We start from the raw sequence: 25,439 nt of genomic DNA on the forward strand, positions 1-25,439 counted from the left end.
ATCGCCCCCGGCGCATCCGATCTTCGCCGCGCAGATTCTCACCCGGTTGCGTGTGTGATCGCCTGCGACGTGAGCGCGTGGATGACGTAAAAAAGGTTTCACCGAAGAATGGACGAGCTGTTCGCAAGCACGCGCTTGCGGTCGAGGCAGACACAATCCGGAAGCGCAGCGATCAATGATCATGCGACGCCCCCGACTTCTCGATATCGGCCTTCACCAGATAGCTCTGCTCTACCACCACTGCATCCCCGGCCGTCAAACCCGACACCACCTGCACCTGCCGTGCATCGCGCGCACCCAACTTCACCGGCCGCACCTCGTACACATCCCCCACCCGCACGAACACCACCTCCCAGTCGCGAAACTGCTGCAAGGCCCCCACCGGCACCACCATCGCCGCCGGCTGCTGCGCCACCGTCACCCGCGCCTTCACCGCCGAACCCGGCCGCCACAGGCCATCGCTGTTGCGCAACACCGCGCGCGCCACCGTGCTCTGACTCGCGGTGGCCGTACCCGGCAACACGCGCTCCAATGTGGTCTGCGCCACCACGCCATCGCTGATGCGGGTCACCGTCACCGGTGCGCCGGCAGTGATGTGCCCGGCATCGGCGCCGAAGATGTGCAGATCCACCCACAAGCGCGACAGGTCGGCAATCTCGAACAACGCCTGGCCTTCGTTGGCGTTGCTGCCCAGGCTGACATTGCGGGCGAGCACGGTGCCGCTGATCGGTGCGCTGACCGAATACGTGGTCAGGCTCAGATTGCTCTCCACCGTGGCCAGCACCTGGCCGGCACGCACCTGGTCGCCGACGTTGACGCGCAGGCTGCACACCGGCCCGGGAAAGCGCGCGGCGGCCTGCGCCTGCGCACCTTCTGCCGGCGTCAGCAGACCTTGCACCTCGTGCTGGTCGGCGATGCTGCCGGCACCGACCGGCGCGACCCGGATGCCGGCGTCCTGCGCGATCTTCGCCGCGATGGTGGTGCGCCCTTCATAGCTGGGATAGGCCCAGCGATGCGACTTGCCCTGCACGGTGGCGCGCACCTCCACATCGAACGAATGCGGCTCGCCGACCGTGCTATCGGCCAACAGGCTGCCATCGTCGCGCGCGCGCAACCGATGCACTTCGTTGATGCCACCGAGCCGGGTCAGGCGCACTTCGACACTGCCGGCGCCGGGCGGCAAAGGCTTGCCGTCGCGGTACAGCCAGGCGCGATAGGTCGGCGGCGTGCCGTCTTCGGCAATCGCCAGCTCCACGCTGTCGCCGTCCTGGCGGAGCAGGCGCCCGCCGTGCGCGCCTTTTTCGGCTTCCTCGCCATGTGCGTCGGCTTCGCTTTCGGCGCCGGGCATTGCGTGGTCCTGCGATTGTTCGCCGTTGCGGCCGCAGCCGCCCAGCAGCAGCGCCAGCAACAGCGGCGCGATCAGAAAACGTGTCATCGAAGAAAATCCTGGCTGGCGCCGACGCTGTGCGTCGGGCGAACGAACGAAGAAGATGTGCGCCGGATGCCTTGGGTGCGCGCTAGGCGCGAGCAGCGCTTGGCGACTGCTGGATGCCGACGCGGTTGCAGGCGTCGATACCGATGCCGGCACAACAGATCCAGGCGGACGCAGGCAGGCAGGGCGAAAACGCGCAGCGGAGGTAGCGCTCATGGCCCCACCTGCGTAGCGCTGTCGGCCACGAACGGCTGCCCGGTCAGACGTTGGATCTCGATCAATGCGGTCTGCGCTTCCAACGCGGCGGCCAATTGCTGCTGGCGTGCATCGTTGCGCTGTGCCTGCAGCTGCGCCCAATCCAGATAACTGGTGGCACCGGCGCGGTACGCGCGCTCGGCGGCGGCATCGGCACGCGCAAGTGCGGGCAGCACATCGCTGCGCATGCGCGCCACTTCCAGCTGCGCGGCGCGGTAGCGGCCATGCGCGTCGGCCAGCGTGGTGTAGAGCACCAATGCCTGCGATTGGCGTTCGATGTCCAGCAACGACAGCTCCGCTTCGGCGGCGCGGATCTCCGGTTGCGCACGCGCGGCGCTGCCCAACGCCAGCGAGACGCTGCCGAGCAGTGCGGTGGCATCGTTGGCTTCGAGCCGGCGCACGCCCACCTGCCAGTCCAGATCCGGGCGCGCCTGGCTACGTGCCAGCCGCACCCGTGCCTCGCGCACGCGCTGCTCACCGTTCAAGCGCGCCAGTTCGGGGGTGGCATCGAGCAGCTGCGCCAGCACCTCGAACTCGGGAACCGCCGGCAGCTGCAATGGGTCGCCGGTGACATCGCCGAAGTCCGGCGTGCGCCGCCCCCACAGCACCGCCAGCTGGCGACGTGCGGCCAGCAGTTCCTGCTGGGCGCGATCGCGCTCCAGTTCCGCGCGCGCCTGCAGGGCCTGTGCGGTCAGCAGCACCGATTCAGGCGATGCGCCGGCCTGCAGCCGCTGGCGCGCGGCACCGACGGTGCGTTGACGCTGGGCCAGGGCTTCCAGCGCGACCGCATGCCGCTGCGCGGCCATGCCAATGGCCAGATAGCGCCGCGCGACTTCGGCCAGCACGTCCAGGCGCGCCAGCGCACGCTGCGGGGCCAGTGCGTCGATGCGTGCCTGGGCCAGGGTGCGGCGCGCGTCCAGCTTGCCGCCACGCTCCAGCACGCCGGCCAGGGTGACGGTGAGCTCGGCCTGGTCCAGCGCGCGGGTCGAGCCGCTGCCGAATACGTTTTCCAGTTCGGCACCGACGCGCAACGGCGGACGCAGCGCGTCGCGCTCGGCTTCGGCGGTGAGGACCGTGCGCTGGCCATCGGCCAGGCGCAGGTCGGGGTGCTGCCGGGCGACGCGCGCGATGGCGTCGTCCAGGGTCAGCACGGGTTTGGGCGGTGCGTCCTGCGCCATGGCGCACGGCACGACCGCAAAGACGGCAAGTGCCGTCAGTCGCAACCACATGGGGTGTCTCCGGAATCGGGATCGATGGACAGGCCGGCAGCTGCCGGCGATGCATCAGGCCGCGATCGGGGGACGCAATCCGGTCTCGCTCAGCTGCGAGCGGTAGTGTGCGAACACGGCCACGGGCTGGGCCTGCGGGTACGTGGACAACGGCAGCCAGCCCAGCGCCGGCACCACGGCAGGATTCTGGCCGTGGCAGTAGCCGCTGTGCATCAGGGCGTGCATCAGACCGGCCCCATCGCGCTCGCCGGCATCGCCTTCGTCGGCGCCGTCATGGCCGTGCGGCGCGGTGTCATCCAGATGCATCCGGTCGTGCGCCAGCGCATGCACATCGCCCAGCGCGCAGGCCACCGGTGCGACCAGCACGCCCATGGCCAGCACCGCCAGCGCCATCAGCCGCAGCAAGGGGTGCAACAGGCGGGCGCGACGCAGCAGCATGGGCGCAGCGTATCGGCGCCGGGACAGTTACACAATCGCATGCCTGCCGCGCAGCATCGTAGGAGCGGACCTGGCCGCGACGCCGTCCGGTCGGATCGATGGCATCACGCCAAGATGCCGGTTTCTCGCGCACAGCGCGCGGAACGTCGGTCGCCAGCGACCACCTGGATGACCCAAGCCGCGGCCGCGCCAGGGTCGGCACGGCGTCGCGGCCGGGTCCGCTCCTACGTGGAGCGGACCGTTGGCCAGCGCCATCAGACGCAACAGGCGGGCGAGACGCAGCAACATCGGCGCATGCGTATCCGGGGGCCGGGCAGTTACACAATCGCATGCACGGCCTGGCACGCAGCGTCGTAGGAGCGGACCTGGCCGCGACGCCGTCCTGGTCAGCTCGATGGCACTCCGCCTACAGCTGGTTGTTCGCAGACAGCGCCCGGGAGGGCGAGAAGCTGCCGACGATTACCTGGAACTGGGATCGAGGCCATGACGGCGCCAGGGTCGGCACGGCGTCGCGGCCGGGTCCGTTCCTACGTGGAGCGGACCGTTGGCCTGAGTCAGGGCGCGGCGGCGCTGGGCTTGGACGTTGCCGGGCGCGCCTTGCTCGCGGCGATAAACGCGCGCACCTGCTGCTCCAGCACCGGCAAGGTCACCGAGCCCTGCTTCAGCACCGCGTCGTGGAAGGCCTTGATGTCGAAGCGGTCGCCCAGCTCCTGTTCGGCCTCGGCACGCAGCTTGACGATGCTGATCTCGCCCAGCTTGTAGCTCAGCGCCTGGCCGGGCCAGGAGATGTAGCGGTCCACCTCGGTGGTGACCTCGTGCTCGCTCAGCGCGGTGCGCTCGCGCAGGTAAGCCAGCGCCTGCTCGCGGCTCCAGCCGTCGTGGTGCACGCCGGTGTCGATCACCAGCCGGCAGGCGCGCCACATTTCGTAGGTGAGCCGGCCGAATTCCTCGTACGGGGTCTCGTAGATGCCCATCTCCTGGCCGAGCTTCTCGGTGTACAGCGCCCAGCCTTCGCCATAGGCGGAGATATAGTTTTCGCGGCGGAACGCCGGCTGGTCGCCCTGCTCCAGCGCCAGCGAGCCCTGCAGCGAATGCCCCGGCGAGGACTCGTGCAGGGTCAGCGCCGGCAGGTTGTACAACGGCCGCGACGGCAGGTTGTAGGTATTGACCCAGTAGGTGGTGGCACCGCCGCGGCCGGCGGTCCAGAACGGGGCGATATCGTCCGGCACCGGCTTGATGGTGAAGCGCCCACGCGGCAGCGTGCCGATGAACCTGCCGACCTGCCCGTCCACCCGCTTGGAGATCCACGCGGCGCGATCGAGCAGTTCCTGCGGGGTCTTGGCGTAGAACTGCGGGTCGGTGCGCAGGAAGCTCAGGAACTGCGCGAAGCTGCCCTTGAAACCGACCTGCTGGATGATCGCGTCCATCTGCGCCTGGATGCGCGCCACCTCGTCCAGGCCGATCGTGTGGATCTGCTCCGGGGTCAGGTCCAGCGTGGTGTATTCGCGGATCTGCTGGCGATAGAACGCCTTGCCCTCGGGCAGCGCTTCGGCCGCCAGCGTGGTGCGCGCCTTGGGCATGTACTCGTCGCGGAAAAAGCTCAGCAGCTTGCTGTAGGCCGGCAGCACTGCATTGCTGAGCGCGGCCTTGGCCTGTGCGCGCAACTGCGCCTGTTCGGAGGCGGACATCTGCGCCGGCAGCTGCTTGAACGGCGCGTAGAAGCTGGACGCGGTGGGATCTTTGACATCGGCCACGGTGGCGATGGAAACGTCGCGGCCATCCAGCACCGCGCGCGGCACGCTGAACCCGCGTGCCAGGCCGGCGCGCATGTTGGCGGTCTGCTGGTCGAAGTAGCGCGGCACATCGTTGAGGCGCGCGATGTAGGCGCGGTATTCGGCAGCGGTCTTCATCGGCCGCTGCGCCATGAAGCCGAGATTGGACCAGAACGAGCTGTCCGAATTGAACGGCATCTCGTACAGGCGCAGGCGCACCTCGGCGGCAAGGTTTTCCACCTGCGGGCGGTAGATGGCGTAGTTGACCTGGTTGGCGGGCGAGAGCTGTGTCGGGTCGATGCCGTCGAGCTGCTTGAGCACGCCGTCCCATACCGCCAGGCGCGCCTGCTGCGCGGCCGGGCCGACATCGGGCAGATGGGTATTGTCGCCGGTGGTGTCGCTGTCTTCGTCGGCCTGGCCGGTCTCGGCCTGGCGCCAGCTCCATTCTTTTTCGTAGATGGCGCGGAAGCGCGCATCGGCGGGGCGCTCGGCGGTCAGCGTGGCAGGCGCTACTGGTGCCGGTGCGGCGGCCTGCGCCGAGGTGGCGGCAAGGCTTGCGCCCAGCAGGGCGAGCGAGAGTGCGGCGGCAAGAGGAGATGTCACGTGCGGGCGGCCTGCGTTCGGATCGAACGTTCGATCATGGCAGCCCGGGCGGCAGCTGCCATGGGCCGGAAGTCCCAGCGTGGGGATTGGGGATTGGGGATTGGGGATTGCGGGTTGGGGATTGCGGGTTGCAGAGTGAATGCACGCGACCGGACAGGCCGGCCGTTTCAGCCTGCTTTGCGCACCACCACCAGATGCCGCTCGCCGTCCAGGCCGGGCACCTGCAGCGGATGCACCTCGCCCACCGTCCAGCCGGCGGGCAGTGCGGCGATCTCGTCGTGCGGGTAGATGCCCTTCATCGCCAGCAGGCTGCCGCCCGGGCGCAGCAGGTGGCCGCCGACCTCAATGATGCCGGCCAGCGTATCCAGCGCCCGCGCGGTGAGATGGTCGTAGGCGGCCGGCTCGTCCAGCGCCTCGGCGCGCGACTCGGCCACGCGTGCGTTGCCCAGCGCCAGCTGGCGCAGCGCCTCGCGCATGAAGCGGGCCTTCTTGCCGTTGCTTTCCACCAGGGTCACCTGCAGCTGCGGGCGGGTGATCGCCAGCGGGATGCCGGGCAGGCCGGGGCCGGTGCCCAGATCGGCCAGCGTGCCGCTGGCGATGTAGGGCTGCATGGCCAGCGAATCGAGCAGATGGCGGGTGACCATCTCGCGCGGGTCGCGCACGGCGGTGAGGTTGTAGGTCTTGTTCCAACGCACCAGCAGCGTCAGATAGCGCAACAACGGCGCGGCAAAGGCCGCATCCAGGGACTGGGCCTGCAGGCCGTCGGCCAGCGCAGCGGCTACATCGGGGGGAAGTGCGGCATCGTTCATGGCGCGATTATCGCAGCTGGCTGGCGTGCAGGTGCATGCATGCCGCGCATGCTGGCGATGGTGGCGTGGACCACATGGGTGCGTGGGCAGGATCATCCGCTGCTGTGGCGCACCTTGTCTCGGTGACGCTGCGCGATCCTGATGGGGTGGCGCTGTTCCGTCAGCCGATTTTGCCGCACGCGGCGGCGCGGCGGGAACGTGCCTGAGACGCCGGTCGGGCCGGCCGCGGCAGGAACCCACGGCCGGCATATCCCGCATTCCGGTCCAGGACGCAGCGCGCACCTGCGCTGCAGACAGGCGGTGAATCGATTGCCGCGCCTATTCGGTCGGCAACGGATAGAACGCCAGTGCCGCGCGGCAGTCCGGTGCGGCCCACCATTCGTGCAACTGCCATCGCGCGGCTTGGCCAAGCGCCGGGTCGCACCACTGCAACCGCAATGCGCCGTCGGGCGCCACTGCGTAGGCGAGCCGATGCAGGCCAAACGACAGGCCATGCCCGTACGCCTTGAGCAGCGCTTCCTTGGCACACCACAGGCGGAAAAACAGTGCCTGCTGCGCGTCCGGCTCCAGGCCGGCCAGCAGCGCGATTTCCTCTGCATGGAAAAATCGCTGCGCGATCTCCAGCAAACGCGCGCGCGCGCGGATGCGTTCCAGGTCCACGCCCAGCCGCACGCCCTGCCCCAGGCCGACCAGCAGATAGCCGCCGCTGTGGCTCCAGCCAGTGTCCCGGTCGGGCAAGGCCGGTTGCAGCGAAGGCCGCCCGCGCTCGTCACGCAGCAGCGGCACCCGGGCCGGTTCCAGGGCCAGGGCCTGGCCCAACAGTTCACGCGCCTGCGGTTCGCCGCGCTCGCCAGGCCGGTGCGGACGCAGCCACAGTTGCACCGGACCGATCCGCCAGCTTGCGTGCGCTGTCACGCTCCGTGCACCAAGCACAACAGCCGCATGCGCGTGCGACCGCGCTCGACAGTCACTTCACGCCCATCTGCGTTGAATGGCGCCCATGCACTACTTCCGGTGCAATCGCATGAGGAGTTAGGCACCATGGGCATCATCATCTGGTTGATCGTCGGCGGCATCGTGGGGTGGCTGGCCAGCATCATCATGCGTCGCGATGCGCAGCAAGGCATCATCCTGAATATTGTGGTGGGCATCGTCGGCGCGCTGATCGCCGGGTTCCTGTTCGGTGGCGGGATCAATCAGGCCATCACGTTGTGGACCTTCGTGTGGTCGTTGGTGGGCGCGGTGATCCTGCTGGCGATCGTCAATCTGTTTACGCGTGGACGCGTGCGCTAACGTTGCGTACAACGCTGGACCATCCAACGCCCGGGCTCGCCCGGGCGTTGTCGTTTCAGCCATCGGCCGGAGCACGATCGGATGGATGGTGCACCCCGTCTTCCACCGGCACGGCGATATTCAACGCGTAGGGATTGACGCCTTCCAGGCAACCGACGTTGTAGCCGTACTGGTTGGGATTGGAACGCCGCCGATGATGCGTGTAGATACCGCACACGCCGCAGAAGTAATGCGCCGCCGCGTGCGTGTTGAACTGATACAGCCGCAGCACGTCTTCGCCCTGCAGCACGTGCAGGCCATCCAGCGTCACCGAGGCGACGATGGCGCCGCGGCGGCGGCACATCGAGCAGTCGCAACGGCGTGGATCGAGCAGGCCGTGCGGCAGATCCAGATCGATCTGCACCGCGCCGCAGTGGCAACTCAGCCGATGCACCGGCCCCAGGGTGACATCACCGATCTTGTGCGTGCTACGCCGCAGGTGCCGCTCGCTCATGCGCCCGCCTCGGCCAGGCGTACCCAGGCCGGCGCATGGTCGCTGGGACGCTCCCAGGTGCGCGGTTCGCGATCGATGCCCGACTCCACCGCGCGTGCGCGCAAGGCTTCCGAGACCAGGGTGAGATCGATGCGTAGGCCCAGATTGCGACGGAATCCGGCCTGGCGGTAATCCCACCAGCTGAACTGCTCGGCGGCGTCGTGATGCAGCCGGAACGCATCATACAGGCCCAGCGCCAGCAGTTGTTCCAATGCGGCGCGCTCGGCGGTGGAGGTGAGGATGTGGTGCTCGTTCCACACCGCCGGATCGTGCACATCGCGCGCATCCGGGGCGATGTTGAAGTCGCCCAGCAGCACCAGCTGCGGGTACTTGTGCAGTTCCTGCGCCAGCCAGTCGTGCACCGCGGCCAGCCAGCGCAGCTTGTAGGCGTACTTGTCGGTGCCCACGTCCTGGCCGTTGACCACATACAGGTTGACGATGCGCACGCCGTCGACGGTGGCGGCGATCACGCGCTGCTGCACGTCGTCGAAACCGGGGATGCCCATCTGCACGTCCAGCGCCGGCGAGCGCGACAGGATCGCCACGCCGTTGTAGGTCTTCTGCCCGCAGAACACGCTGCGATAGCCGGCAGCGGCCAGCGCCGCATCCGGAAACTTGTGATCCTCCAGCTTGGTTTCCTGGATACCGACCACGTCGGGCGCGAATGTGCCCAGCCACTGTTGCAGGTGCGGCAGGCGCACATTGAGCGAGTTGACGTTCCAGGAGGCAATCTTCATGGCGTGGCGCGGACCGTGGTTCAAACCGCCAATGGTACCGTGGCCCCGCCAGTCAGTCCGGCACGCCCACCCGGCCATGACGCCCGGGGCGTTCCATCATGGCCGCGGTCTGACCACCCAGTCCTGATCGCGCTACCGCTGCGTAGATCGCGTGGGTCGACGTTGGCGCACAAACGCTCTTCACACGGCATGACGTCGCGGTCGGCCACGGCGCGCCCCGATCGTGACGGCCAACATGCAAAACGCCGGCACGAGGCCGGCGTTTGCGTATCACTTGACCGCTGGTCCTCAGTGGCCGGATGCACCGGTGGCACCCAGGCCGGTTTCGGCACGGATCTGCTGCGCCTTGAATGCGGCACGTTCGTTGGCGGCCTGCGGGCTGCGATCCAGGATCGAGAACAGCCAGATGCCGACAAAACCGATCGTCATCGAGAACAGCGCCGGCGAGGTGTACGGGAATGGCGCCGAGCCGGCTGCATTGCCCAGCGTGTCCACCCACACCGACGGCGACAGCACCGTCAGCACCAGCGAGGAGATCAGACCCAGGAAGCCGCCGACCACCGCACCACGGGTGGTGCAGTTCTTCCACAGCAGGGACAGGATCAGCACCGGGAAATTGGCCGAGGCCGCGATGGCGAATGCCAGCGACACCATGAAGGCCACGTTCTGCTTCTCGAACACGATGCCCAGCAGCACCGCGATCACGCCCAGCACCAGGGTGGTGGCACGCGAGACCTTCAGCTCCGAACCCGGCGCCGGATTGCCCTTCTTGATCACCGTGGCGTACAGGTCGTGCGACACCGCCGAGGCGCCGGACAGGGTCAGGCCTGCGACCACCGCCAGGATGGTGGCGAAGGCCACCGCCGAGATGAAGCCCATGAACACGTTGCCGCCGACTGCATTGCCGACCAGCACCGCCGCCATGTTGGCCGCGCCCTTGCCGCCATGGATGGTGCCGGTGGCGACATCGGCAAACTGCGGGTTGGTCAGCACCAGTGCGATCGCACCGAAGCCGATGATGAAGATCAGGATGTAGAAATAGCCGATCCAGGTGGTGGCCCACAGCACCGACTTGCGCGCCTGCTTGGCATTGGGAACGGTGAAAAAGCGCATCAGGATATGCGGCAGGCCGGCGGTGCCGAACATCAGCGCCATGCCGAACGAGATCGCCGAGATCGGGTCTTTCACGAAACCGCCCGGGCCCATGATCGACAGCCCAGCCTTGGCTGCGTCCTCGGGCGATGCACCGCCATTGGCCGCGATCGCGGTCTTCACCCGCACGCCCTCGGCAAACAGCGCCTCGAAGCTGAAGTTGAAGTGCCACATGATCGCCACCGCCATGAAGGTCACGCCGGTCAGCAGCAGCACCGCCTTGATGATCTGCACCCATGTCGTGGCGGTCATGCCGCCAAACAGCACATAGACCATCATCAGCACGCCGACCAGGGTCACCGCCACCCAGTAGTCCAGGCCGAACAACAGCTTGATCAAGGCGCCGGCACCGACCATCTGCGCGATCAGATAGAACAGCACCACCACCAGCGTGCCCGATGCGGCAAAGCTGCGGATCGCGGTCGGCGCGAAGCGGTAGCCAGCCACGTCGGCGAAGGTGTACTTGCCGAGGTTGCGCAGCCGCTCGGCCATCAGGAAGGTCAGGATCGGCCAGCCGACCAGAAAGCCGATCGCATAGATCAGGCCGTCGTAGCCATTGGCCATCACCGCTGCGGTGATGCCCAGAAACGAGGCGGCGGACATGTAATCGCCGGCGATCGCCAGGCCGTTCTGGAAACCGGTGATGCCGCCGCCGGCGGTGTAGAAGTCCGACGCCGAGCGGGTCTTGCTGGCCGCCCACTTGGTGATCCACAAGGTGCCCAACACGAAGAAGGCGAACATGCCGATCGCCACCCAGTTGGTGGGCTGCTTGTCGACCTGGCCGAGGTCGCCACCGGCTGCCAGCGCGATGCCGGCCGGCATCAGGCCGGCCAGAATCAGGAGAAGGCGCGAATACTTGCTCATTTGCGGGCGTCCTCGAGGATCTGCGCGGTCAGCTGGTCGTAGGTGTTGTTGGCGCGACGCACGTAGATGGCGGTGATGGCGATGGTGAAGACCATCACCCCGATCGCGATCGGAATGCCGATTGAGGTCACGCCGTTGCCGATCGGTCTGGCCAGGAAGGCCTTGTCGAAGGCGATCAGGCCGATGTAGCCGTAATAGGCCAGCAACATCAGCACGGTGAGGGTCCAGCCCAGCGTATTGCGCTGGCGCTTGAGTGCGTGGTACTTCGGATTGGCATCGATCTTGGCGATCAATGCGTCATTCGAGACGGTCATTGTCTGTCTCCTGGTAGAGCGCGGGTAAAACGACGGTGGCCTCGCCCGTCCCACCGCAGTGGAACGAGCCGCCAGTGGCAAAAACTAGAAGCTGTACTTGGTGGTGAATTGCATGCGCGAGATGTCGCCGCTGTCGCCATTTTCGGCTTCGCGACGGCCGTACATCAGTTCCGCACCCACATCGACCTTGGGCAACGGCGAATAGAACACGTTGGCGCGGATGCTCTGCTGGGATTTGCTCGCAAGCGCGCCGGTATTGGCGATGTCGTGGTCGTAGTTCACGCGCGAATACATGATCGTGCTGCGCAGCTTGGCGTTGTAGTCGTGGCGCCAGGCCACCCAGCCGGCGATCGTGCTGACGGTCTGGATGTTGCCTTCCATGTCGATCTCCACATCCGAGCCGTTGCCCAGGCCCAGGTAGCGCCCCAGGCCCTCGCCGTAGCTGAGCTGGTAACGCAGATCGTTGTTGGAATTGATGATCCAGCGGCCGCCGCCGGCAATCGCGCCGCCGAAGTCGGTGTCGTTGGTCAGCGCGCTACGCGTGCGGTACTGCCGCGCGATCGCCGACAGGCCGAACGTGCCCCAGGTGCCCTTCCAGTTGTAGCGCGCGGTCAGGTCCGGCATCGCGCCATGGTCGGAGGCCAGGATGGTGTTGCCGCCCTGGTAGGGCGTGGTCAGCGTCTCGGGGTTTTCCGCCGACACGCTGAAGGCGCCGCGGGTATAGCGGATCTGGGCCTGACGGCTGAACAGCGCGCCGTCGGTCGGCCCGACGATATCGGCCGCCTCGGGCAGGATGGTCGCATCGATGAAGTTGGACCAGGTCTGGCCGGCCAGCCAGTTGTTCCAGCTCATGTAGGCGTGTCGCAAGGTGCCGCCGTACAGATTGTTGACCTGGCTGGCCAGCGCGTTGCCGAAGAAATCCAGTTCGATGAAGCCGGTGAGCTTGTCGCCGTTTTCGGTGACCGTGTCCACGCCCAGGTTGAAGCGCGAGAACTTGGCGTGGAAGTCGGTGTCGGTGCTCGAGGCCTGGCCACCGACCGGCGTCTGGGTCGGGATGTACAGGTACCGGCCCACCGCGCCCTCGGGCAATGCGCCGTCGGAGGTGCGGGTGGTCAGGAAATCGGCCTTGATGAAACCACCGTAACGGAACGTCGTCCCCGCCGCCGCGTTCGGTGTGATGCTGGTTATCTGGATCGGCCGCTTGCCTGCCGGCACCGCAGGCGCGGCAGGTGCCTGCGCCTGCACGGCACGCACCTCGGTCACCTGGGTCTGCGTCTGGGCGATCTGGCCTTGCTGCTGTTGCTGCGCGGACACCAGCAGCTGCACCTGACGCTCGAGCTCGGCAATGCGCGTTTCCAGCGCCTTTTCCTTGGCGGTCTGCGCGAACGCCACGCCCGGCAGGAGACTGGCCACAAACAAGGCAGCCGCCAACGGATGGCGCACCAACGGTGCAGTACGGTGTGTCATGGACCCCTCTCCCCGATATGGCCTCGCACTTGATGGCGATGCTGTGCGGAGCGTGAGGCAGTGGGCGCTTTGGAGCCTATTCGCCTTTGGTCGTAGCTGCAACGCAGCATTCCACAAGGTGACAGATCGTCGCATCAGGACCGGCAACGGATTGCGGAGCATCGGCGGTGACGGTTAAGACCAAGGTCTAACGCCCGGTTGAACACCGGGACAGAATGGATACGGCACACTGATTGTCTACCGAGGGCGGCTGTCGCGCCCTCTTCCGACAAGCTCATCGCAAGTGAGGGTGCCATGGCTGATGTTTATCCCGTCGATTCCGCGTTCGCCGCCGATGCGCGCGTTACGCGCGAGCAGTACGCAACGCTGTACCGCGAATCGATCGAACACCCCGAGCAATTCTGGGGCAAGGCCGCACAGCGGCTGGAATGGTTCAAGCAACCCACCCAGGTGAAGGACGTCAGCTATGCGCTGGACGATTTCCATATCCGCTGGTTCGGCGATGGCGAGCTCAATGCCAGCGTCAATTGTCTGGACCGTCAGCTGGCCACGCGCGGCGACAAGACCGCGCTGTTGTTCGAACCCGACAGCCCGGACGCGCAGTCCTACCCGGTCACCTATCGCGAGCTGTACGAGCGCGTTTGCAAGCTCGGCAATGCGCTACGCAATCTCGGCGTCAAGAAGGGCGACCGGGTCACCATCTATCTGCCGATGATCGTCGATGCCGCCGTGGCCATGCTCGCCTGCGCGCGCATCGGTGCGGTGCACTCGGTGGTGTTCGGCGGGTTTGCCGCCAATTCGATCGCCGACCGTGTGATCGATTGCCAGAGCAAGCTGATCATCACCGCCGACGAAGGCCTGCGCGGCGGCAAGAAGATTCCGCTCAAGGCCAATGTCGATGCGGCGCTGAAACTGCCCGGCACCAACACCGTGGAAACGGTTCTCGTTGTGCGTCACACCGGTGGTGCGGTCGAGATGCAGGCACCGCGTGATCGCTGGTTCCACGATGTGGTCGACGGCCAGCCGGCCGAGTGCGAACCCGAGCGCATGAACGCGGAAGATCCGTTGTTCATCCTCTACACCTCCGGTTCCACCGGCAAGCCCAAGGGCGTGCTGCACACCACCGCCGGCTATCTGCTGTTTGCCAGCTACACACACGAAGTGGTGTTCGACCTGCGCGAGGACGACATCTACTGGTGCACCGCCGATGTAGGCTGGGTCACCGGCCACAGCTACATCGTCTACGGCCCGCTCGCCAACGGCGCCACCGCAGTGATGTTCGAAGGCGTGCCCAATTACCCGACCGTGTCGCGTTTCTGGGAAGTGATCGACAAGCACAAGGTCAGCATCTTCTACACCGCGCCTACCGCGATCCGCGCACTGATGCGCGACGGCGAGGAGCCGGTCAAGAAGACCTCGCGCAAGAGCCTGCGCCTGCTCGGCAGTGTCGGCGAGCCGATCAATCCGGAAGCCTGGCGCTGGTACTACGAGGTGGTCGGCGACAGTCGCTGCCCGATCGTGGACACCTGGTGGCAGACCGAAACCGGCGGCATCCTGATCTCGCCGCTGGCCGGCGCGGTCGATCTCAAGCCGGGTTCGGCCACCCTGCCGTTCTTCGGCGTGCAGCCGGCGCTGGTGGATGCCGAAGGCAAGATCCTGGAAGGCGCCACCGAAGGCAACCTGGTGCTGCTGGATTCGTGGCCGGGCCAGATGCGCTCGGTCTATGGCGACCATCAGCGCTTCATCGACACCTACTTCCGCACCTATCCGGGCAGCTACTTCACCGGCGACGGCTGCCGCCGCGATGCCGATGGCTATTACTGGATCACCGGCCGCGTGGACGATGTGATCAACGTCTCCGGCCACCGCATCGGCACCGCCGAGGTGGAAAGCGCGCTGGTCTCGCACCCGAAGGTCGCCGAGGCGGCCGTGGTCGGCTTCCCGCACGACGTCAAGGGCCAGGGCATCTATGCCTATGTCACCCTGATCGCCGGCGAAACCCCGAGCGAGGAACTGCACAAGGAACTGGTGACCTGGGTGCGCAAGGAAATCGGTCCGATCGCCTCGCCGGATCATTTGCAATGGGCACCGGGCCTGCCCAAGACCCGCTCGGGCAAGATCATGCGCCGCATCCTGCGCAAGATCGCCGAAAACGCACCCGACCAACTCGGCGACACCTCGACCCTGGCCGACCCGTCGGTGGTGGATTCGTTGGTGAGCGAACGGTTGGCGCGCTGACGCGCGTCGGGAATGGGGAATCGGGAGTGGGGAATGGTTAGAGCCGTTCCCTGAGGAGCGGTGAGTAAATGTTCGGATTGGGACTCATAAAAGCGGTCCCCGGCCCACTCCTCTCCACTGCAGATCTTGATTTTCAACCCCGTCACACTGACGTCGCCGTTACCTCGCCGTCTTGCTGTTGCTTGCCTTGCTGCCTTCGCTGTTGCCTTTGCGATTCCCGATTCTCGATTCCCCACTCCCAATTCCCGATTCCCGGCCCCTCAATGACCACCCTGCTGATCGCCGATGACCATCCCCTGTTCCGTGAGGCCTTGCGCGGGGCAGTGCAGCGTGTGATGCCGGGGGTGCAGTTGTTCGAGGCCGACACGGTGGATGCGCTGTACACCCTGGCCGATGCGCAACCGGACGCCGATCTGTTGTTGATGGATCTCAATATGCCGGGCGCGCAGGGATTCAGCGCGCTGGTGCACATGCGCTCGCTGCACCCGCAGCTGCCGGTGGTGGTGGTGTCGGCGCGCGAAGAACCGACCGTGATGCGGCGTGCGATCGACCATGGCGCGTTCGGGTTCATCCCCAAATCCGCCGATTCGGACACCATCGGCCGGGCCCTGGCCACGGTGCTCGATGGCGAGCGCTGGATCCCGGCCGAAGCGCAGAACCTGCCGCCGACCGACAGCGAAGAACGCGAAGTGGGCCAGCGCCTGCGCGATCTCACTCCGCAACAATTCCGCGTGCTGCAGATGCTCGGCGCCGGGCGCCTCAACAAGCAGATCGCCTACGATCTGGGCGTGTCCGAGGCCACGATCAAGGCGCACGTCACCGCGATCCTGCGCAAGCTGGGCGTCACCAACCGCACCCAGGCGGTGCTGATGGCCGGCAAGCTCGCCATTGATGCCGACGGCATCGTGCTGCCGCCGCCCGAAGAAGACTGAGCGGATTCGTCCGCTGGTCTGCAGTGCGCAGACCGATCGCCGCAGCGACGCGTCGCGTGAGGTCACCTGCGCAGACGGCAATCAGCGCAACGGCTGGCCCGTGCAGACCTTGGACGCGCTTTGTGGGGATGGCACGTGCCACACCGCGTCTTCGTTGTCGTCCTCGCCTTCGTAGATCGCATAGCGCCCATCGTCCTGACGATGCATGGTCGGGCTGAAGGTGACGAAATCGGTACGGCCGTCGGGGCCAATGAAATACATATCGCCTCCACAGACGATGTTGGAATCCGGTTCCGGACCCAGGGCAGCGCAGGTGATCTGGGAGGTCTCGGCGCGCACCACGCGACTCACGCGTGGCCGGACCAGCCCGCGATCGGCGGCATCGCAGAAGTAATCGGCAAGCACCGTGCGCATCTCCCGCTGCGACGGCATCCAGGACGGACAACTGCTGTATGCATCGGCCGTGCAGCTTGGGACAACGCCGGCAGGCTCGCTGCGCTCGGGCGCAGCAGCGAGGCCGTCTTGCAGCGGCAGCACCAGGCAGGCGGCGACCGCCAGCAGGAAAACGTAGGACGGCATCGGAGCGTGGGATTGGAGGCGCGGGGCGTGCGACTCTACGCCATGAGCGGTTGATGTCGTGCATGCCCGCGCTGCGGTATTGGCAGCTGCGTGGCATGCTGTGCGCCTGCGGCGCGTCGGTGCGTGCCGGTCTCCAGGGGATCCATGCAGCCATTTTCTTTTCCGCGCAGTCCGCTTGGGCTGATCCTTGCGCTGGCCGCGCTCGGCTGCGGCAGTGCGCAGGCCAACGACAGCAGCTTCGGCGACGACAACGGCACGATCCGGCTGTTGCATCAGCCCGATATCAGCATGGACAAGGAAGCGCTGCTGCTCAGCGAGGAGCGGGTGCAGGTGGACTACGTGTTCACCAACCACAGCGCGCGCGCGTTGAGCGTGCCGATCGCCTTCCCGATGCCGCCGATGTATTTCGGCATGGCCGATCACAGCGAGCTGACCGATTTCAAACTGTGGGTGGACGGCAAGCCGGTGACCACCACGCGCAAGCTGGTGGTGCTGCTGGACGATGGCAGCGACATCTCCAAGGCGTTGGCCGCAACCGGTTGGAGCACCGACGATATCGCGGCGTTCACCGAGTCGGGCGACGTGCCGAGAGGGCGCAAGCCGTTGCCGGCGCGCTGGATCGACAAGGACCAGCAACCACGCTTCACGCTCAGCGAGTACTTCGTCTGGCAACAGGTCTTTCCCGCACGCGGCAGCGTGCAGATCCGGCATGCCTACGCGCCCAGCCTGTCCACCGGCGTGCCGCAGAGCAGCGCGTTCCTGCTGGAGTCGTATGCAAAGAGCACCTGCGTCGAACCGGCCACCAAGGCCAGCATGCGGCGGCGCGAGCGTGCGCACGGCCTGGGCTGGGCCAACTTGCGCTATGTGCTGACCACCGGCAGGAACTGGAACGGCCCGATCAAGGACTTCCAGCTGACCATCCGCAAGCAGGCCGCAAGCGACATTCTCAGCCTGTGCTTCGACGGTGCGCTGAAAAAGATCGACCCGCTGACCTTCCAGTTCAGGCAGGCCGACTTCGTGCCGATGCGCGATCTGGAGCTGCTGTTCGTACGCGGCGTCGAGTGACCAGCGTGGCCAGCACCCGCTAGCCGAACGCGTATCTGCCTGCTGCTGCAGGCGCGTCGGGGCCACGCTGCATGTCAGCATCGAGCGACGCCGGCGTTGCTTGCGTTCGCTCGGCGGCGGCAGGCCACGCGTCTATCGTTTCGCGCATGGACGCGCCCCTCCCGTGACCCGGCGTATGCCGCTGATCGGCACGCCGCGTCGCAGTTGCGCAATCGATTCCCCGCCAACTGCTGCGGGACTGGCAGGCCCAAGCGCAGCGGCGTGACCGCCTCCACAGCCGTGCACCGCGCGGCATCCCAGTTGTCGATATCACCATTGACCATTAGCTCATGCCTGGGCAAGGCTCGGACTTGGTGACGCTACTGGAGCTGGCATGGCGCGACGTTTTCCCTGGCTCTGGATCGGGCTGCTGATTGCCTGTGCATTGATCGCCGTGCTGGCATGGCAGAACAAGCAGCTGCGCGCGCAGCAGCAATTGTTGCAGGCCCGCATCAGCGCGCCGTATGACGGCATGTACGTGCCGCGCATCGAAGTCACCGATACCGAAGGCCAGCGTCATCTGCTCGGCGTGCCGCAGGGACAGGCGCAGGTGCTGTTCTTCTTCACCACCACCTGCCCGTATTGCCAGCGCTCGGCACCCACCGTGCTGCATGCAGCGCAGCAGTTACAGGCCAATCTGCCCGGCCGCCCGCAGCTGCTCGGCGTGTGCCAGTGCGACGCGGCGCAGGCTGCGCGCTATGCGCATGTGCATGGCTTCGATTTTCCGGTGGTCACGTTGACCGACCGTCGCGCGTTGATGCTGTTTCGCGCGCGCAACGTGCCACTGCTGATGGCCATCGACGGGCAGGGGCGCGTGCGCCATTCCCGTCTTGGCGTCTTCGATACCACGGAGCAGGTGCAGGACCTGGTCGCCGCCTTGCGCCGCACGGATGCGCCAGCGGCTTTGGCAACGGTGAAGGAGTAATCCATGAAGAAGCGTTGGGGTACCTTGCGGACTGCGTTGATGGCGGCCACGTTCCTGGCCAGTACCGGTTTCGGTGCGTTCCAGGTGATGGCGGTCGATAACGCACAGCCGAAAACCGAGTCGTGTAGTGCGTGGGCCTGCAAAGCCGAATGTCCGGAGTTCGGCGGCGACCTGGGACAGGGCAACGTCTGCTACTGCTGCGGCTGACAGCGGCCATCACACCTACTGCGCAGTTAGGTTTTTTCGGCCGCTCTAGGTCTGACGGCGGGGTCCCCCCGGGCCCCGCCGTTTGCCGGAAGCGTTGCGTGCGGCAGGACCGCGCTCAGCGCAACGCGCGACATCTGAAATCGCGCAACACCGCTGCGCCCTGCTGCGCGGCGTGGATGTCGAGCTGCAGGCTCAGGAAGGCGCCGAACACGTTGTGGTGAAGGCCGGACATTTCCATGCGCGTGGGGTGGTGGATCCCCTACGGCCCTCGTCAAGCGAACAGTCGAAGGTCACCACATGCGCATCGTTGCTCAGACGCAGGCGGATGCGTCGGTGCGTGTTGCGCGCGCGTGCCCCTCGCAGTTCTTCCGGGTACGCGCAGGTCCTGATGGTGCCGGGTGTAACGCCGATGCACACGAAGGCCTTGTGGTCGTAGAACAGCACAGGCCGCCATCGGCATTGCCGGTGAGCTTCAGCGAGACCTCGGTGACGTAGGCGCGATCGGGTACGCCTCAGGTCGCCGGCGAGCTGCCGGAACAGGCCGGCGTGAGCAACTGGTTCGTGCGTTGCACCCACGCGTGCTGAACCGCCACCCGCTGCGATGCTGCACTGCAGCGTGATCTGTTCACTTATGATTGCGATATTCATATGCGAACAGTCGGCACCGGCCGGCTGGTGGACGTTGCGATGCCCAGTGACTGCTTCAACGATTGCGTAAGCACCTGCCTCGCGACCGCCAGGCGCGCGGAGCGTGCGGCGTGACCACTGCGCGGCAGCGGCTGGGCGGCACCGACGTGCAGCTCTCGGCATTGGGTTTTGGCGCCGCGCCGATCGGCAATCTGTATGCCGAGGTCGACGAAGGTCAGGCCCTGGCCGCCGTGGCGGCTGCGTGCGAGGCCGGCATCCGCCATTTCGATACCGCGCCGTACTACGGCTACGGGCTGAGCGAGACCCGCCTGGGCCGTGGCCTGGCCGGCGTGCCGCGCGGCGCGTACACGCTGTCGACCAAGGTCGGCCGCTGCATCTACGACGATGCGCAGGCCGCGGCCGGGCGCGACGGCTTTGCGGTGGCGGGCCGCCGCGCCGAGTTCGACTACAGCGCCGATGGCGTGCGGCGCGCGTTCGCCTCCAGCCTGGAGCGCCTGGGCACCGACTACATCGACGTGCTGCTGTTGCACGACATCGGTGCGCTGACCCACGGCGACAACCACGCCAACGTGCTGCGCCAGGCCTTGGAGGAGGCCTTGCCGGCGATGGCGGAGCTGAAGGCGGCCGGTGTCTGCGGGGCGATCGGGCTGGGCGTCAACGAGCAGGACGTGGCACTGGAGGTGCTGCCACGCTTTCCGCTCGACTGCGTGATGCTGGCCGGCCGCTACACGCTGCTGGAACAGCACGGCGCCCGCGCCCTGCTCGAGCAGGCGCAGCAGCGCAACGTGGCGATCCTGTCGGCCGGGCCCTACAGCTCCGGCCTGCTCAGCGACGCGCGCGGCCCCGGCGCTACCTACAACTATGCCCCGGTCGACGTCGCTACCCTGCAGCATGCGCAGCGCCTGTACGCAGCCTGCGCAGCGTTCGAGGTGGATATCGGCGCGGCGGCGTTGCAGTTTCCGCTGGCACACCCGGCGGTGACCACGGTGGTGGCCGGCATGCGGACGGTGGCCGAGGTGCAATCGGCCGCCATGCGCCTGCAGGCGGCGATCGCACCGGCACTGTGGCAGCGCCTGCGCGATGACGGCCTGCTCGATGCGGACCTGCCCACGCCATGAGCCGCATCGACGCACACCTGCATTTCTGGCAGCTGGCCCGTGGCGATTACCACTGGCTGACGCCCGAGCTGGCGCCGCTGTATCGCGACTTCGGCCCGGCCGATATCGGCCAGGCGCTGGACGCTGCCGATGTCGACCGCGTGGTGGTGGTGCAGGCCGCCGCGACCGAGGCCGAAACCCGTTACCTGTTCGAGCTGGCGCGCGCCGATACGCGCGTTGCCGGCGTGGTGGGTTGGGTCGATTTCGCCGCGCCGGACGCGGCCGCGCGCATCGACGCGCTGGTGCAAGCCGGCGACGGCGTGCTCAAGGGCCTGCGCCCGATGGTGCAGGACATCGCCGATGTGCAATGGCTGGCCCAACCCGAACTGGATGCCGCCTTCGACGCGCTGCTCGCGCACGACCTGGCCTTCGACGCCCTGATCCGCAGCGTGCATGTGCCGGCACTGCAGGCGCGCCTGAAGCGTCATCCGCAGCTGCGCGTGGTCGTCGATCACGGCGGCAAGCCGCAGATCGCCGCAGGCGAATTCGTCGCATGGGCCGCCGGCATGGCCGCGCTGGCGCAGCATCCCAACGTGCATTGCAAGCTCTCCGGCCTGCTCACCGAAGCGGCGCGCGGCGCCGGCGTGGAGGCGCTGGCACCGTATGTCGCGCATCTGTTCGCACGCTTCGGCCCGCAGCGTGTGCTGTGGGGCAGCGACTGGCCGGTGCTGACCCAGCGTGCCGATTACGCGCAGTGGCTCGACATCGCACAGCACCTGGTCGCCACCTACGCCGACGGCCATGCCGAAGCGGTGTTCGGCGACAACGCACGCACGTTCTATCGTCTGCCACGGCCGGCGGCCCCCACCCACGGAACCTCTTCGGTATGACTGTCTCGATCCCCGCAACTCCCAACGACCGCCTGCATGGCAAGCGCTGCCTGATTACCGCCGCCGGCGCCGGCATCGGCCGCGAAAGCGCGCTGGCCTGCGAACGCGCCGGTGCGCAGGTGATTGCCACCGATATCGACGCCGCTGCCCTGCAGGCGCTGGCGGCCGAATCTCAGGCCATTACCACCCAGCTGCTGGATGTCACCGACGCGGCGGCGGTTGCGGCGCTGGTCGCGGCGCACGGCCCGTTCGACGTGTTGTTCAACTGCGCCGGTTTCGTGCACCAGGGCAGCATTCTGGATTGCGACGAGCCGGCCTGGCGCCGCTCGTTCTCGATCAACGTCGATGCGATGTACTACACCTGCAAGGCGGTGCTGCCGGGCATGCTCGAACGCGGCCGCGGCAGCATCATCAACATGTCCTCGGTGGCCTCCAGCATCAAGGGCGTGCCAAACCGCTTCGTCTACGGCGTCAGCAAGGCCGCCGTGATCGGCCTGAGCAAGGCCATCGCCGCCGATTACGTGGCCCAGGGCGTGCGTTGCAACGCAATCTGCCCCGGCACCATCAAGACGCCGTCGCTGGGCCAGCGCGTCAAGGCACTGGGCGGCGACGAACAGGCGGTGTGGAAGAGCTTCACCGACCGCCAGCCGATGGGCCGCCTGGGCGAGGCGCGCGAGATCGCGCAGCTGGTGGTGTATCTGGCCTCGGACGAATCGTCGTTCACCACCGGCCAGACCCACATCATCGATGGCGGCTGGTCAAACTGAGAACGGCAACGAACCGCGCTGCGGCTCATTGCAACGTGGCCAGCGGCACATGCGATCTCTATCGCTCGTCCGCCTCGATCTGAGCACGCCGCCCTTATCCACCTGATGCACGCGCGCCAGCGTTGCTGGCCGCTCCATTCCTCACCTGCAAAGGAAGACTGCATGAAACTCGTACGCGTTGGCGCCCCCGGCCAGGAACGTCCCGGCCTGATCGATGGCGAAGGCCGCATCCGCGATTTGAGCGGCGTGATCGACGATGTGGCCGGCGCGCACATCACCAATGCCGGCCTGGACACACTGCGTGCGCTGGATGTGTCCACGCTGCCGCTGCTCGACGGCGAACTGCGCTATGGCGCGGCCGTGGGGCAGATCGGCAAGTTCATCTGCGTGGGTTTGAACTACGCCGACCACGCTGCCGAATCGGGCATGGACGTGCCCAAGATGCCGATCCTGTTCATGAAGGCCACCACCGCGGTGACCGGCCCCAACGACACCGTGATCATCCCGCGCGGCTCGGTCAAGAGCGACTGGGAAGTGGAGCTGGGCGTGGTGATCGGCGATGTGGCACGCGATGTCTCGGTGGACGACGCGCTGAACCACGTCGCCGGCTACGCGGTCATCAACGATCTGTCCGAGCGCGAATTCCAGCTCGAACATGGCGGCCAGTGGGTCAAGGGCAAGAGCGCCGACACCTTCGGCCCGATCGGCCCGTGGTTGGTCACCCGCGATGAAATCGCCGACCCGCAGAACCTGTCGATGTGGCTGGAAGTCAACGGCCACCGCTACCAGAACGGCAGCACCCGCACGATGGTATTCGGCGTGGCCGAGCTGGTCAGCCACATCAGCCGCTACATGACGCTGATGCCGGGCGATGTGATCAGCACCGGCACCCCGCCGGGCGTGGGCCTGGGCCAGAAGCCGCCGGTGTACCTGAAGCCGGGCGACGTGATGGAGCTGGAGATCGAAGGCCTGGGCCGCCAGCGCCAGCCGGTGGTGGCGCATCCGCGTGATGCTGCCTAAAGCCCCTCTCCCACCGGGGCACTAAGGCACGGCTTGCGCGCCACTGGCGCGCGTGCGTTGGTGCGCCCGCGCCACAAGCGTGGGCCGCGGCGCGTAGCGGGGGTTGGGGTGAGGGTACGTAGCGACATATCCAAACAGTTCGTCGCGATGTGCGTTTGCCGTTAGGCGTGACATGTCGGCATGTGTGTTGATGTGTCATGCGCAAATTTTTTAAGCGACGTGCGAGAGCGTTGAACTTCCAGGCGCTGTCGCGCGTTGGTGTCTACACGCAGTTGGTTGTGCAGTGATGCGTTGATCTGTGTTGTTCGTTGATCTGCGTTGCAAACGCATGAGTACCCGCAGCGCTTCAACATAGTCGGCGCTTCGCGTCCGTACCCTCACCCCGACCCCTCTCCCCGAGGGAGAAGGGCTCTGGCGCCCGTCTCCGTTTCCATTCCCCGTTTCAGTTTTATTTCGTGCGTTTTACTCCCACCTTCCATCGCCCAGGACTTCCATGAGTACCATCATCGCCCTCGACACCCACGACGTCCGCTTCCCCACCTCGCGCGAGCTGGATGGGTCGGATGCGATGAATCCGGACCCGGATTACTCGGCCGCCTACGTCGTGCTGCGCACCGATGCGCCGGATGACCTGGCCGGCTACGGCCTGGTGTTCACCATCGGCCGCGGCAACGATGTGCAGACCGCCGCGGTGGCCGCACTGGCCGAGCACGTGGTCGGCCTGTCGGTCGAGGAAGTCATTGAAGATCTGGGCGCGTTCGCGCGCCGGCTCACCAACGACTCGCAGCTGCGCTGGCTGGGCCCGGAAAAGGGCGTGATGCACATGGCGATCGGCGCGGTGATCAACGCCGCCTGGGACCTGGCCGCGCGCGCGGCGAAAAAGCCGCTGTGGCGCTACATCGCCGAGCTCAGCCCGGAACAGCTGGTCGCCACCATCGACTTCCGCTACCTCACCGACGCGCTCACCCGCGACGAAGCGCTGGCAATCCTGCGCGCTGCGCAACCGCAGCGTGCGCAACGCATCGCCACGCTGATCGAACAGGGCTATCCCGCCTACACCACCTCGCCCGGCTGGCTCGGCTACTCCGACGAAAAGCTGGTGCGGCTGGCCAAAGAAGCCGTCGCCGACGGCTTCCGCACCATCAAGCTCAAGGTCGGTGCCAACGTGCAGGACGACATCCGCCGCTGCCGCCTGGCGCGTGAGGCGATCGGCCCGGATATCGCGATGGCGGTGGATGCCAACCAGCGCTGGGACGTGAGCCCGGCGATCGACTGGATGCGCCAGCTGGCCGAATTCGACATCGCCTGGATCGAGGAACCGACCAGCCCGGACGACGTTCTCGGCCACGCCGCGATCCGCCAGGGCATCACCCCGGTGCCGGTCTCCACCGGCGAACACACCCAGAACCGCGTGGTGTTCAAGCAGCTGCTGCAGGCCGGCGCGGTGGACCTGATCCAGATCGACGCCGCGCGCGTGGGCGGCGTCAACGAAAACCTCGCCATCCTGCTGCTGGCCGCCAAGTTCAACATCCGCGTGTTTCCGCATGCCGGCGGCGTCGGCCTGTGCGAGCTGGTGCAACACCTGGCCATGGCCGACTTCGTCGCCATCACCGGCAAGATGGAAGACCGCGCGATCGAATTCGTCGACCACCTGCACCAGCACTTCCTCGACCCGGTGCGCATCCGGCAAGGCCGCTACCTGGCCCCGCAAGCCGCCGGCTTCTCCGCCGAGATGCACCCGGCCTCCATCGCGGAATTCAGCTACCCCGACGGCCGCTTCTGGGTCGACGACCTGGCTGCAGCGAAGGCGTAATCCAACGCACCGCATCACCTGGATCGCAGAATCTGTAGGGGCGGCTCCAGCCGCGACGGGCTTTCCCGATTGCCTGATCGCGACTGAGGCCGCTTTTGCATGGAGCACGCATACGACGGCTCCAGATCGCACAATTCCGCCACCCTGACGGCCGCCTATGGATCAAAGACCTGGCCGCGGCGAAGGCGTGACCCAACGCGCTGCATCACCTGATCGCAGAATCTGTAGGAGTGGCTCAAGCCGCGACGGGCTTTCCCGATGCCTGATCGCGACCGAGGCAGCTTCTGGTTGGGACATATGCGATGCAACTGTCACGCCTTCG

General features: G+C 66.8%; 23 protein-coding genes and 1 pseudogene. 11 read left to right on the forward strand and 13 right to left on the reverse strand.

What is annotated here, in order from left to right:
• Positions 1-172: 172 nt before the first annotated feature.
• From FHT09_RS12650 to FHT09_RS12675, 6 genes are all read right to left on the reverse strand, one after another.
• Positions 173-1,435 carry an efflux RND transporter periplasmic adaptor subunit gene (locus FHT09_RS12650; RefSeq protein WP_104607215.1) on the reverse strand — a complete coding sequence of 421 codons (1,263 nt, stop codon included), beginning with the start codon at positions 1,433-1,435 and terminating at the stop codon, positions 173-175.
• A gap of 209 nt (positions 1,436-1,644) precedes the next feature.
• Entirely contained in the window at positions 1,645-2,916 is a 1,272-nt protein-coding gene (locus FHT09_RS12655) for a TolC family protein (protein ID WP_104607214.1), read from the reverse strand.
• Positions 2,917-2,970: 54 nt separating this feature from the next.
• Entirely contained in the window at positions 2,971-3,354 is a 384-nt protein-coding gene (locus FHT09_RS12660; RefSeq protein WP_104607213.1) for a hypothetical protein, read from the reverse strand.
• A 554-nt stretch (positions 3,355-3,908) separates the two neighbouring features.
• The gene (locus FHT09_RS12665) at positions 3,909-5,729 is read right to left on the reverse strand and encodes a DUF885 family protein (RefSeq protein ID WP_104607218.1); all 1,821 of its coding nucleotides are present in this window, start codon (positions 5,727-5,729) and stop codon (positions 3,909-3,911) included.
• Between the two features lie 167 nt (positions 5,730-5,896).
• Positions 5,897-6,538, reverse strand: coding sequence for a 16S rRNA (guanine(527)-N(7))-methyltransferase RsmG (rsmG, locus tag FHT09_RS12670; protein WP_104607219.1), 642 nt, complete (start codon positions 6,536-6,538; stop codon positions 5,897-5,899).
• 318 nt (positions 6,539-6,856) lie between these two features.
• On the reverse strand, positions 6,857-7,453 hold the full coding sequence (locus FHT09_RS12675) for a 4'-phosphopantetheinyl transferase superfamily protein (RefSeq protein ID WP_104607220.1): 597 nt from the start codon (positions 7,451-7,453) through the stop codon (positions 6,857-6,859).
• 126 nt (positions 7,454-7,579) lie between these two features.
• Here FHT09_RS12675 and FHT09_RS12680 point away from each other — a divergent pair, with 126 nt between their 5' ends.
• On the forward strand, positions 7,580-7,831 hold the full coding sequence (locus tag FHT09_RS12680) for a GlsB/YeaQ/YmgE family stress response membrane protein (RefSeq protein ID WP_016901812.1): 252 nt from the start codon (positions 7,580-7,582) through the stop codon (positions 7,829-7,831).
• 55 nt (positions 7,832-7,886) lie between these two features.
• On the opposite strand, the gene FHT09_RS12685 is transcribed toward FHT09_RS12680, so the two are convergent.
• The 5 genes from FHT09_RS12685 to FHT09_RS12705 all read right to left on the reverse strand — a co-directional run bounded on the left by FHT09_RS12685 (position 7,887) and on the right by FHT09_RS12705 (position 12,897).
• Positions 7,887-8,324, reverse strand: coding sequence for a GFA family protein (locus tag FHT09_RS12685; RefSeq protein ID WP_104537612.1), 438 nt, complete (start codon positions 8,322-8,324; stop codon positions 7,887-7,889).
• A complete protein-coding gene (gene xth / locus FHT09_RS12690) occupies positions 8,321-9,100 on the reverse strand; it encodes an exodeoxyribonuclease III (protein WP_104607221.1) in 780 nt (259 codons plus the stop codon). Before xth ends, FHT09_RS12685 begins: the two co-directional genes overlap by 4 nt.
• 288 nt (positions 9,101-9,388) lie before the next feature.
• Positions 9,389-11,116, reverse strand: coding sequence for a cation acetate symporter (locus tag FHT09_RS12695; protein ID WP_104537610.1), 1,728 nt, complete (start codon positions 11,114-11,116; stop codon positions 9,389-9,391).
• Positions 11,113-11,430, reverse strand: a complete 318-nt coding sequence (locus tag FHT09_RS12700; RefSeq protein ID WP_104537609.1) for a DUF485 domain-containing protein — start codon at positions 11,428-11,430, stop codon at positions 11,113-11,115. Before FHT09_RS12700 ends, FHT09_RS12695 begins: the two co-directional genes overlap by 4 nt.
• Before the next feature lie 84 nt (positions 11,431-11,514).
• Complete coding sequence (locus tag FHT09_RS12705) at positions 11,515-12,897, reverse strand: DcaP family trimeric outer membrane transporter (RefSeq protein ID WP_181141443.1); 1,383 nt, start codon at positions 12,895-12,897, stop codon at positions 11,515-11,517.
• A 294-nt stretch (positions 12,898-13,191) separates the two neighbouring features.
• On the opposite strand from FHT09_RS12705, the gene acs reads away from it, so the two are divergent.
• Both acs and FHT09_RS12715 read left to right on the forward strand, forming a co-directional pair.
• Entirely contained in the window at positions 13,192-15,135 is a 1,944-nt protein-coding gene (gene acs, locus FHT09_RS12710) for an acetate--CoA ligase (RefSeq protein WP_104607222.1), read from the forward strand.
• A gap of 263 nt (positions 15,136-15,398) precedes the next feature.
• On the forward strand, positions 15,399-16,067 hold the full coding sequence (locus FHT09_RS12715) for a response regulator transcription factor (RefSeq protein ID WP_016901792.1): 669 nt from the start codon (positions 15,399-15,401) through the stop codon (positions 16,065-16,067).
• Positions 16,068-16,148: 81 nt separating this feature from the next.
• Here FHT09_RS12715 and FHT09_RS12720 read toward each other — a convergent pair whose 3' ends face one another.
• Entirely contained in the window at positions 16,149-16,646 is a 498-nt protein-coding gene (locus FHT09_RS12720; RefSeq protein ID WP_104607223.1) for a hypothetical protein, read from the reverse strand.
• Positions 16,647-16,790: 144 nt separating this feature from the next.
• Between FHT09_RS12720 and FHT09_RS12725 the strand changes: the two genes are divergently transcribed.
• The 3 genes from FHT09_RS12725 (at position 16,791) to FHT09_RS12735 (ending at position 18,882) form a co-directional block, all read left to right on the forward strand.
• Complete coding sequence (locus FHT09_RS12725) at positions 16,791-17,711, forward strand: DUF4424 family protein (RefSeq protein ID WP_104607224.1); 921 nt, start codon at positions 16,791-16,793, stop codon at positions 17,709-17,711.
• Between the two features lie 400 nt (positions 17,712-18,111).
• Positions 18,112-18,675: a TlpA disulfide reductase family protein gene (locus tag FHT09_RS12730; protein WP_181141446.1), complete on the forward strand. Its 564-nt coding sequence runs from the start codon at positions 18,112-18,114 to the stop codon at positions 18,673-18,675.
• A gap of 3 nt (positions 18,676-18,678) precedes the next feature.
• Complete coding sequence (locus tag FHT09_RS12735; protein ID WP_016901788.1) at positions 18,679-18,882, forward strand: hypothetical protein; 204 nt, start codon at positions 18,679-18,681, stop codon at positions 18,880-18,882.
• Positions 18,883-18,997: 115 nt separating this feature from the next.
• Here the strand turns inward: FHT09_RS12735 and FHT09_RS20310 are convergent.
• Positions 18,998-19,466 (reverse strand): annotated as a pseudogene (locus tag FHT09_RS20310) (xylan 1,4-beta-xylosidase); the annotation flags it as partial.
• Positions 19,467-19,604: 138 nt separating this feature from the next.
• On the opposite strand from FHT09_RS20310, the gene FHT09_RS12740 reads away from it, so the two are divergent.
• From FHT09_RS12740 to FHT09_RS12760, 5 genes are all read left to right on the forward strand, one after another.
• Positions 19,605-20,648, forward strand: a complete 1,044-nt coding sequence (locus FHT09_RS12740) for an aldo/keto reductase (RefSeq protein WP_104607236.1) — start codon at positions 19,605-19,607, stop codon at positions 20,646-20,648.
• Positions 20,645-21,517 (forward strand): amidohydrolase family protein, encoded by an 873-nt coding sequence (locus FHT09_RS12745; protein ID WP_181141444.1) that lies wholly within the window; start codon positions 20,645-20,647, stop codon positions 21,515-21,517. Before FHT09_RS12740 ends, FHT09_RS12745 begins: the two co-directional genes overlap by 4 nt.
• Entirely contained in the window at positions 21,514-22,284 is a 771-nt protein-coding gene (locus FHT09_RS12750; RefSeq protein WP_181141445.1) for an SDR family oxidoreductase, read from the forward strand. The genes FHT09_RS12745 and FHT09_RS12750 overlap by 4 nt, the downstream gene beginning before the upstream one ends.
• Positions 22,285-22,446: 162 nt before the next feature.
• Positions 22,447-23,304: a fumarylacetoacetate hydrolase family protein gene (locus tag FHT09_RS12755; protein ID WP_104607227.1), complete on the forward strand. Its 858-nt coding sequence runs from the start codon at positions 22,447-22,449 to the stop codon at positions 23,302-23,304.
• A 493-nt stretch (positions 23,305-23,797) separates the two neighbouring features.
• On the forward strand, positions 23,798-25,117 hold the full coding sequence (locus FHT09_RS12760) for an L-fuconate dehydratase (RefSeq protein WP_104607228.1): 1,320 nt from the start codon (positions 23,798-23,800) through the stop codon (positions 25,115-25,117).
• Positions 25,118-25,439: the final 322 nt, after the last annotated feature.

Origin of the sequence: Xanthomonas sp. CFBP 8152 (assembly GCF_014199025.1) — a bacterium.
In the GTDB taxonomy this organism is placed as follows: Bacteria; Pseudomonadota; Gammaproteobacteria; order Xanthomonadales; family Xanthomonadaceae; genus Xanthomonas; species Xanthomonas arboricola_B.